The sequence below is a fragment of the Microbacterium sp. AG157 genome (assembly GCF_003385695.1).
Lineage (GTDB): Bacteria > Actinomycetota > Actinomycetes > Actinomycetales > Microbacteriaceae > Microbacterium > Microbacterium testaceum.
This window is the reverse complement of the sequence record NZ_QRDK01000007.1, coordinates 19,923-29,216: the sequence shown is the minus strand read 5'-3', so window position 1 is coordinate 29,216 and position 9,294 is coordinate 19,923. Positions and strand designations below refer to the sequence as shown.

Below are 9,294 nucleotides of genomic sequence, written 5' to 3'. Positions count from 1 at the left end.
CCTGTGGGAGAGTAGGACACCGCCGGACTTCTTTTCAGTCGAAATGGCCACCCAAAGTTGGGTGGCCATTTCGCATTTACGGGCACTTCCCCGGGAGGACAGTCATGTCTACGGACGACGCGAACGATCGCAGGAGCAACGAAGGGCGCTCGGGCGACCGCGCGTCCGGACGCAGAGACTTCTCCCGGAACGGCGATTCAGCGTCTCGGAGCGAGCGTCCGTTCCGTCGGGACGGTGAAGGTGCCGGTCGTTCGCGCCGTGAGGGTGACTCACGTCCGTTCCGCCGTGAACACGATGGCGGCGGGCGCCCGCACCGAGACGGTGGCGCGCGTTTCTCCGGTCGTGACAGTGGCGGCACGGGTCGCCCCGCGCGTGACGGTGACCGGCCCGTGCGTCGTGACGGTGACCGGCCCGTGCATCGGGACGGGGATCGTCCGTTCCGTCGTGATGGTGAGCGTCCCGTGCGTCGTGAGGGTGACCGGCCCGTGCATCGTGACGGTGATCGTCCGTTCCGTCGTGATGGTGAGCGTCCCGTGCGTCGTGAGGGTGACCGGCCCGTGCGTCGTGACGGTGATCGTCCGTTCCGTCGTGATGGTGAGCGTCCCGTGCGTCGTGACGGTGACCGGCCCGTGCGTCGTGATGGAGATCGTCCGGTGCGTCGCGATGGAGATCGTCCCTTCCGTAGTGACGGGGATCGTCCGTTCCGTCGTGATGGTGAGCGTCCCGTGCGTCGTGACGGTGACCGGCCCATGCGTCGTGATGGAGATCGTCCAATGCGTCGCGATGGAGATCGTCCCTTCCGTAGTGACGGGGATCGTCCGTTCCGTCGTGATGGTGACCGGCCCGTGCGCCGTGACGGGGATCGTCCTGTCCGTCGTGACGGAGATTCCCGAGGTTTTTCCGGCACGGACCGTCGTCCGACGGGCGACCGTCGTCCGGGTGCCGGGGCGCCTCGTAGGTTCGACCGGGAGGACTCGCGAGCCACGCGGCCTCCCCAGGATCGTCGCGAGCGCGGGCCCGAGATCCCCGAGGAGATCACCGCCTTCGATCTCCCGGGCGCGGCGCGCAACGAGCTGAAGACCCTCAGCAAGGACAACGCCGACAACGTCGCCCGCCACCTCGCGATGGCGGCTCGCGTGATTGACGAGGACCCGGAGCTCGCCCACCAGCACGCGTTGGCGGCATCCCGAAGCGCGGGACGCGTCGGCGTGGTCCGAGAGACGGTCGCCATCACCGCTTACGCGGTGGGGGATTTCGCCCTGGCGCTTCGCGAGCTGCGCACGCACCGCCGTATCACCGGCTCCGACGAACAGCTTCCGCTGATCGTCGACAGTCAGCGCGGCGTCGGTCGCCCGGACCGCGCGCTCGAAGAGGGGCGCGCTGTCGACCGCTCGACGCTGTCCGTCCCCGTGCGCGTGCAGTTGGCGATCGCGATGTCCGGTGCGCGTCTCGACCTCGGACAGACCGATCGCGCTCTGCAGGAACTCGAGATTCCCGAGGCAGATCCGGATCGCGCGTTCGAGTGGAGTCCGGCCCTCTTCTCCGCGCGGGCTGCGGTGCTCGAGGAACTGGGACGGGCTGACGAAGCCGCGGAGTGGGAACGGCGCGCGGAGATCGCGGCCGATGCGCTCGACGCTGCGGCCGGTGTCGCCGACCGCGAAGTCATCGTCGTCGAAGAGATCGAACTCATCGATGACGAGGGCGGTGTGGACGTGGCATCCGGCGTCATCCCCCTCGAGGATCCGCGTGAGGACTCGGCCGATGCCGCGGACGACGAGGACGTCGTCGAAAGCGATGGCACGTCTGATGACGCGAACAGCGGTGGAGCCGGCGTGGAGCAGCATGGCGAGGAAGACGCGCGATGATCTTCGGGCGCAGCACTCCTCCGCCGACGCCCCTCGACGGCATCGACGTCGTGCTGGCCGACCTGGACGGTGTCGTGTACGCCGGGCCGGGTGCTCTCCCGCACGCGGTCGACAGCCTGAACCGCGCCCAGCAGGAGGGGCGCCGGCTCGGGTACATCACCAACAATGCTTCGCGTACCGATGCGTCGGTGGCGGAGCACCTCACCTCGCTCGGGTTGCGTGTCGCGCCGGATGACGTCACGACCAGCCCGCAGGCGGCGATGCGTCTCATGCGCGATCTGGTTCCCGCGGGTTCGACCCTGCTGGTCGTCGGCGGAGAGGGCCTCGTCGTCGAGGTCGAGAAGGCGGGATTCGTCGTGACGCGCAGTGCGGACGACAATCCGGCCGCCGTCGTCCAGGGGTTCGCGCCGGACGTCGGGTGGGTCCATCTGGCCGAGGCCGCCTACGCCCTCGCCACACCCGTGGAGGAGGGTGGCATCCCCTGGGTGGCGACCAACTCCGACTGGACGATTCCCCAGGCCCGCGGCATCGCCCCGGGCAACGGCACGCTCGTGTCGGCCGTGCACACCGCCGTGGGACGACTGGCGACGATCGCCGGCAAACCCGAGCGGCCCATCTTCGACGTCGCCGTCGCGCGCACGGGAGCGCAGACGCCGTTGTTCATCGGCGACCGTCTCGACACCGACATCCAGGGTGCGCGAACCGCGCAGATGCGTTCGCTGCTGGTGCTGACGGGGATCGATCGCCCTAAGCAGATCCTTGCCGCACCACCGTCGCAACGTCCGGATTACATCGTCGAAGACCTGCGGCAGATGTTCGAGCCGTATCCGGCCACGATCGTCAAGGGCGATCGCACCCGCGTGGGTGACGCGATCGTCGAAATCGACGGTGTCGACCTGCGGATCGTGAACGTCGGCGGGCGCCAGATCGATCTGCTGCGTGCGGGAGCGGCAGCCATCTGGAACAGCGGTCGCGCGATCTTCGGCTTCCGGGTTCCCGAGCTCCTCTACGCGGACCCGTTCCGAGCGCGCTGACGTCGTAGCATGGCATCCATGTCCGACAGCTCCGCCCCGGACGCCGCCGGGCTCATCGATCGATTGCGCCTCATCGAGGAGCAGCCCCTGGACACGCGCGCAGCAGCGTACGCCGCCGTGCACGAGGAGCTTGTGAGACGTCTCGAGTCCGCCCCCACCGATCCGTCTTCGGCGTCGTGACCTCGCGTCTCGATGCCGAGCTCGCGGCGCGCGGACTCGCGCGTTCGCGCTCGCACGCGGCTCAGCTGATCTCGGGTGGGCTCGTGACGGTCGACGGGCGGCCGGTCGTCAAAGCGGCGACACCGGTCGGAGCGGAAAGCCTGATCGAGGTCGCCGGATCCGACCACTACGTCAGCCGCGGTGCCCACAAGCTGGTGGCAGCTCTCGACGCGTTCGCGCTGGATGTTCGAGATCGCACTGCCCTCGATCTGGGCGCGTCGACGGGCGGCTTCACCCAGGTCCTCCGTGAGCGCGGCGCGCGGCCGGTGATGGCGGTCGATGTGGGGCACGGGCAGTTATCCACCGTGGTGGAGGCGGATCCCGACGTGGTGTCGGTGGAGGGGTATAACGTGCGGTTCATGACCGCGGACTCTCTCGCCAGCGCCACCGGGGTCGCCGAGCGCGCCACCGTGGTGACGGGCGATCTCTCCTTCATCTCGCTGGAGCACGTCCTGCCCGCCGTGGTCGCCACGGCGGCGCCCGAAGCCGACGTCCTGCTGCTCGTGAAGCCGCAGTTCGAAGTGGGGCGTACGTCGGTGAAGGGCGGGCTCGTGACCGACCCGGCGCTGCGATCGGATGCCGTGCACGGCGTCCTCTGGGCGGCCTGGGACGCGGGACTGAAGACCGCCGGTCTCATCGCGTCACCCATCGTCGGCATGCACGGCAACCAGGAGTACGTCGCGTGGTTCTCGGCCGCTCGGGGCAGCGACCCCTCAGAATGGGAGAGCACCGTGACCCGACTGACCGGAAGCCGATGACCCCCAGCGATCGCCGAATCCTCCTCGTCGTCCACGCGCGCCGCGACGACACCGTCCACGCCGCCGAGCGCATCCTGACCGCCGTGCGGTCGGCGGGGGCCACACCGGTGGTGTCCGCGGAGGATAGGCCCGAACTGGCGGAGCGTCTGTCGCTCGAGGGTGTGCAGACCCTCGGCGTCGACGTCGGCATCGACGACATCGAGCTGGCCATCGTTCTCGGCGGCGACGGCACGATCCTCCGGGCGGCCGAGGTCGTCCGCGGCGGCACGGTCCCGATCCTGGGGATCAACATGGGCCACGTCGGTTTCCTCGCGGAGATCGAGCGCGACGACATGGACGACGCCGTGCGCCGGGTGATCGACCGCGACTACGTCGTCGAGGAACGCCTCGCTCTCGCCGTGCGCGTGCTCGACGCCGACGACGAGGTCATCTTCGAGACATGGGCCCTCAACGAGGCCACCGTCGAGAAGGCCAGCCGAGAGCGCATGCTCGAGGTCGTCATGGAGGTGGACGGGCGGCCGCTGTCGTCGTTCGGCTGCGACGGCATCGTCGTGGCGTCTCCGACCGGGTCGACCGCCTACAATTTCTCGGCCGGGGGGCCCGTCATCTGGCCCACGGTCGAAGCCATCGCCGTCGTTCCCCTCTCGGCGCATGCTCTGTTCGCGCGCCCCCTCGTCGTCAGCCCCGACGCCATGGTGGCCATCGAGGTGCTCGAACGCACCAGCGGCAGCGGCATCCTGTGGTGCGACGGTCGTCGCTCGCACGAACTGCCCCCGGGGGCCCGCGTGATGGTGCGCCGTTCGTCGCGCCCCGTCCGCCTCGCGCGCCTTCATCCCGCGGCCTTCACCGACCGCCTCGTGCGCAAGTTCCGGCTCCCGGTCACGGGATGGCGTGGGATGCCGGGAGGAGCGGCGTGATCGAGGAGATGCGGCTGCGCGACCTCGGGGTCATCGCCGACGCCACGCTTCCGATCGGGCGGGGCTTCACCGCCATCACCGGTGAGACCGGTGCGGGCAAGACGATGGTGGTGACCGGCCTGGGGCTGCTGCTCGGCCAGCGCGCAGATTCGGGAGCGGTGCGCAAGGGGGCGGCTCAGGCTTCCGTCGAAGGCGTGTGGATCGTCCCCGAGGAGGGGGTGGTCGCCGCGCGCGTGCGCGAAGCCGGCGGCGACGTCGAGCCCGTCGGCGGAGGATCCGCCGAGCTCTATCTGGGCCGGACCGTCTCGAGCGAGGGGCGCGGCCGTGCCACGGTCGGCGGGCGCACGGCCCCCGCGGGGGTTCTCGCCGACCTGGCAGACGACCTCGTCGTCGTGCACGGACAGTCCGACCAGCTGCGACTGAAGTCCTCGTCGGCCCAGCGCGACGCCCTGGACCGATTCGGGGGTGAGCGCGTGGTCGCCGCTCGGACGGCGTATCGCACCGCCTGGGACACCTGGCGCGCGCTCGATGCGGAACTGGCCGCCCTGACCGCAGACCGCGACGATCGGGCGCGCGAGGCCGAGCAGTTGCGCGCCGCGATCGCAGAGATCGAGGCCGCAGCGCCCGTCGCCGGCGAAGAAGAGGAACTGGCGCGTCGGGCGGAGCGTCTCGCCAACGCCGAGGACCTGCGCATCGCCGCCGTGACGGCCCACGCCGCCCTCTCGGACGAGGACGGCGCGCCCGATGTCGTGACGCTCCTGGCGGAGGCCCGCCGTGCCCTCGAACGGATCTCGGGCAGCGATGAAGCGCTCGCCGCGATCGGCGAGCTCGTCGCCGACCTGGGATACCGTGCGACCGATGCGTCCGTTGCCCTCTCGGGTTATCTCGCCGATCTCGACGAGTCCGGACCCCACGAATTGGCGGCGGTCGACGAACGTCGAGGCGTACTCGCAGGACTCGTGCGCGCGCACGGTTCGGTGGAGGCCGCCCTCTCGCTCCTCGAGACGGGATCGGCCCGGCTGGTCGAACTCGATGACGATGGCGACCGCCTGCAGCGGCTCGAGACGCAGCGCGATGCGGCCGCGGCCGAGCTCGATGTCGCTGCGGAGGCGCTGACCGCCGCGCGACGCGAGGCAGCCGAACGGTTGGGCTCCGCCGTCACCGAAGAGCTCCACGCCCTGGCTCTGCCCGACGCCCGTCTGACCGTCGATGTGGCCTCCGCACCTCCGGCCGGGCACGGCCGCGACGAGGTCTCGATCCTGCTGGCTCCGCACCCGGGTGCCGACCCCCGACCCGTCTCGCGGGGAGCGTCGGGCGGTGAACTCAGCCGGGTCATGCTCGCGATCGAGGTGGTCATCGCGGGGGTGGACCCGGTTCCCACGTTCGTCTTCGACGAGGTCGACGCCGGTATCGGCGGCGCCGCCGCGATCGAGGTCGGCCGCCGCCTCGCCCGGCTCGCCGAATCGTCGCAGGTCATCGCGGTCACGCACCTCGCCCAGGTCGCCGCCTTCGCCGGCAATCACCTCACGGTCGTCAAGGGTCACGACGGTGCGGTCACGGCATCCAGTGTCCGTCGCCTCGAAGGCGCCGAGCGCGAAGCCGAGATGGCCCGCCTGTTGTCGGGACTCAGCGACTCGGATGCCGCCCTCACACACGCTCGCGAGCTGCTGGAGACCGGCCGATCCCGATGACGGACGCTTTCGACGACGAGCGATCGACGCCGCCGGAAGCGACACGGATCGATCCCCCTCGGCACACGCCCCTGTGGGCTTTCCTGTCGCGCCTGATGCTGAGGCTGGAGGCGTGGCTGCGTTCGCACGGCGGCAGACGCCTGCGCACGGGTATCCGAGTGTTCTGGGCCGCGGTGACCGCGGTCGGCATCCTGCTCCTCGTTGGGCCGGTGATCAACGCGCCGCTCACCTTCGACGACATCACGTCCTCGGCGAAGGATGCCGCGGGAACCTGGATCGCGAAAGACTTCTCGGCCGAATACCACGTGCAGCAGGGCGAAGACGGCCGACTCGTGGTCGCGGTGACCGAGCGATTCACCGCCGTCTTCCCGGACGACGTCGACGAGAACACGATCGAACGCGTCGTCGCTTCGCAGTACGAGGGGCACGACCTCGCTCCGCTGCTGCGCGAGGCGCGGATGGACGATCGCGCCGTCGCCCCCCGTGTGACTGCGACGCCGACCCGCACGACCTATTCGATCGGGGGAGGGGAGCGACTCACCGGGTCGCACCCCGTCGAGCTGCGCTATGACCTGCACGACCTCGCCTTCGACGACCGGGAGCTTTCGTCGGAGCTGCCGTACCAGGTGGTGAAGTGGGACGTCTTCGGCCCGGAGTGGCCGCACGCGGTCTCGTCGAGCTCGCTGCGCGTCATCGTTCCCGGCGGACTCGAGAGCGCGTTCGTCCGGCAGCCGGCGGCGGGGCTGTCGTGGCTGCTCGTGGGCGGGTCCACCACCATGGAGCCCGAGGACGCGGCATCCGATCCGTTGATCTACGAGATCACGAACGATCAGAACATCCCCCCGCACGGGTCGTTCTGGTTCACGTTCCGATTCGAGCCCGGGACGTTCGCGATGCCGGGACCGTCTGCGCTGTTCTTCGTGCAGGCCTTCGGCCCGTTCGTGCCGCTGCTTCTGCTCGCGGCGGGGGTGCTGTTCGCGTTCGCCGCGCGGGCCGTCGCGTGGGCGGACGAGCGCGGGCGCGCGTGGTTCGTCCCCGAGTCGCAGCCGCGACCACAGAGCTCGGTCGCCCTCGACGCGCGCCTGTGGGGGGCGCGGGGCACGGCCGCCCTTGCGGAGGCACTCGATGCATGGCGACGCAACCCGTCGAACCCCCTCCTGACGCGTCGTCTCGCGCGCGCGGCCCATCGGGCGGGGCGCTGGGGCGATGTGTTCTCCGCTCGACGATCGTTCCGCTTCTCTTCCGCGTGGAGGGAGCAGTTCGAGCGGGAGCTGCGGACCATTCCGCGAGGCTTCGTGCGTGACGCGTTCCTCGGTGGCGGGTTCGCCCTCGTGGTGCTTCAGCTGGGGCTGACACGACAGCTGTCGTATCAGAGCGCCTTGACCGTCGAATGGTGGCCCCGGGCGGCGGCCGCGGTCGCGATCGCGCTCGCCGGAGTGATCTTCGCGGTGGCGCTGAGCGCGCGCCCGCTGTCGCAAGCGGGCGCTCTCGCGCGCGAGCACCTGCTCGGCCAGCGCCTGTACCTCGAACGGACGGCCGCCGCTGAGCGCACTCCGCTGCGATCGCCGGAGTTGCCGTACGTGGTGCTCTTCGAACGGCCCCGCGCAGCGGGGCGGCTCGTGCGGGAGCTCCTCGAGCGGGAGGGGATCGATCGACGCACGGGCGCCGACCCCGCGTTCTTCGGGCGTGGGCGGATCGTCGTCCGCGCCCTGGCGGTGGCGATCGTTGGTGGGGCTCTCGCCCTCGCCTTCCTCACGACCGCGCCGACGAGCGCCGCACCCGACGAGACGGCGGTGCTCGACGGAGTCGAGGGAGACTACGGCGTCGCGGTGACGGATGCCGACATCGCCGCGACCCTGAGTCGGAACGACGACGGGGTGGGGCGGTTGGAGGTCGTCGAAACGCTGAAGGCCGAGGTCAGCGGAAACCTGCGGACCGTGCCGCAGATCACGAGAGTGTGGCGCGACGTCGTCGACGGCCGCGATCAGGGTCTGACCGTCGAATCGATCACCGTCGATGACGAGGCAGTGCCCTTCGAGCAGACGCGGCGACTCGGACACGCGGTCGTCCAGACCCGACTGACCGACGACTGGAGCGGGGAGCACGACGTCGAGGTGCGGTACGCCCTGGAGAGACCGGTCGCCGCGGGAGAGGACACCGACCGGGTGACGTGGACGGCCCTGATGGCCGGGTGGTCGTGGCCGTGGACGACCGTCGATGCGGAACCGGAGCGCGTTCGCATCGCGCTCACCCTCACCGATGGCGTGGGAGAGGGACTCACGAGCGACTCCGGATGGCTGGACTCAACGCCCTACCGCCCGGACTCCCCACCCGAGCCGCTCGGCGACACCGTGCAGCGCGCGGGTCAGACCGTCATCTCGCTCGATGCGAGAGCGGCCGACGAGGGCACGTCCGGGAGCCGATGGCCGTCGTCGTCGTCGTACGCGGGCCTGGATCTGGCATTCCCCGCGGGCACGTTCTCGTCGGCGACGACGCCCGGCCTCGGGCACACGGTCTGGACGGCGCTCCCGTGGGTCGCCGGGCCGGTCCTCGGGGCAGCGGCTGTCGTCCTCGGCCTGGTCGGAATGGGCGCGCGCACGAGGGTCGGCGTGCGGCGAGACGTCGCGCGCTGGCTGCCGCCGAGCACGATCGTCGCCCAGGTGGTGCTGATCGGGTGGGCGGCCGGAGACGCGGCGTCCGAGGACGCCATTCTGCCCGTGGTACTGATCCCCTTCGCCCTCTCCGTACTCGTCGCGATCATCGCTTACGTCCGCACCCGCCGACGCGGCATCGTCACGTGAACGTGACGT

9 protein-coding genes are annotated in these 9,294 nt (G+C 70.5%); 8 read left to right on the top strand and 1 reads right to left on the bottom strand.

Annotation, left to right across the window (positions count from 1 at the left end; genetic code table 11):
• Positions 1 to 269: 269 nt before the first annotated feature.
• On the bottom strand, positions 270 to 491 hold the full coding sequence (locus DEU35_RS16915) for a hypothetical protein (RefSeq protein ID WP_147301898.1): 222 nt from the start codon (positions 489 to 491) through the stop codon (positions 270 to 272).
• A 73-nt stretch (positions 492 to 564) separates the two neighbouring features.
• On the opposite strand from DEU35_RS16915, the gene DEU35_RS17275 reads away from it, so the two are divergent.
• The 8 genes from DEU35_RS17275 to DEU35_RS16645 are packed head-to-tail and all read left to right on the top strand — an operon-like array spanning position 565 to position 9,285.
• Positions 565 to 1,077: a hypothetical protein gene (locus tag DEU35_RS17275; RefSeq protein WP_181904683.1), complete on the top strand. Its 513-nt coding sequence runs from the start codon at positions 565 to 567 to the stop codon at positions 1,075 to 1,077.
• A 59-nt stretch (positions 1,078 to 1,136) separates the two neighbouring features.
• On the top strand, positions 1,137 to 1,865 hold the full coding sequence (locus DEU35_RS16670; RefSeq protein WP_258873589.1) for a hypothetical protein: 729 nt from the start codon (positions 1,137 to 1,139) through the stop codon (positions 1,863 to 1,865).
• Positions 1,862 to 2,899: an HAD-IIA family hydrolase gene (locus DEU35_RS16665; protein WP_116240179.1), complete on the top strand. Its 1,038-nt coding sequence runs from the start codon at positions 1,862 to 1,864 to the stop codon at positions 2,897 to 2,899. Before DEU35_RS16670 ends, DEU35_RS16665 begins: the two co-directional genes overlap by 4 nt.
• Positions 2,900 to 2,917: 18 nt before the next feature.
• On the top strand, positions 2,918 to 3,079 hold the full coding sequence (locus DEU35_RS17270; protein ID WP_170210736.1) for a hypothetical protein: 162 nt from the start codon (positions 2,918 to 2,920) through the stop codon (positions 3,077 to 3,079).
• Positions 3,076 to 3,876, top strand: a complete 801-nt coding sequence (locus DEU35_RS16660) for a TlyA family RNA methyltransferase (protein ID WP_116240178.1) — start codon at positions 3,076 to 3,078, stop codon at positions 3,874 to 3,876. The genes DEU35_RS17270 and DEU35_RS16660 overlap by 4 nt, the downstream gene beginning before the upstream one ends.
• Entirely contained in the window at positions 3,873 to 4,793 is a 921-nt protein-coding gene (locus DEU35_RS16655) for an NAD kinase (protein ID WP_116240177.1), read from the top strand. Before DEU35_RS16660 ends, DEU35_RS16655 begins: the two co-directional genes overlap by 4 nt.
• Complete coding sequence (gene recN, locus DEU35_RS16650) at positions 4,790 to 6,484, top strand: DNA repair protein RecN (RefSeq protein WP_116240176.1); 1,695 nt, start codon at positions 4,790 to 4,792, stop codon at positions 6,482 to 6,484. Before DEU35_RS16655 ends, recN begins: the two co-directional genes overlap by 4 nt.
• Positions 6,481 to 9,285 (top strand): hypothetical protein, encoded by a 2,805-nt coding sequence (locus DEU35_RS16645; RefSeq protein WP_116240175.1) that lies wholly within the window; start codon positions 6,481 to 6,483, stop codon positions 9,283 to 9,285. The genes recN and DEU35_RS16645 overlap by 4 nt, the downstream gene beginning before the upstream one ends.
• Positions 9,286 to 9,294: the final 9 nt, after the last annotated feature.

What these genes read in the sequence shown, in the direction of transcription:
- DEU35_RS16645 (WP_116240175.1), top strand. Translation starts at nt 6,481, where the DNA reads ATGACGGACGCTTTCGACGACGAGCGATCGACGCCGCCGGAAGCGACA.
- DEU35_RS16665 (WP_116240179.1), top strand. Translation starts at nt 1,862, where the DNA reads ATGATCTTCGGGCGCAGCACTCCTCCGCCGACGCCCCTCGACGGCATC.
- DEU35_RS16655 (WP_116240177.1), top strand. Translation starts at nt 3,873, where the DNA reads ATGACCCCCAGCGATCGCCGAATCCTCCTCGTCGTCCACGCGCGCCGC.
- DEU35_RS17270 (WP_170210736.1), top strand. Translation starts at nt 2,918, where the DNA reads ATGTCCGACAGCTCCGCCCCGGACGCCGCCGGGCTCATCGATCGATTG.
- DEU35_RS16915 (WP_147301898.1), bottom strand. Translation starts at nt 491, where the DNA reads ATGCACGGGCCGGTCACCCTCACGACGCACGGGACGCTCACCATCACG.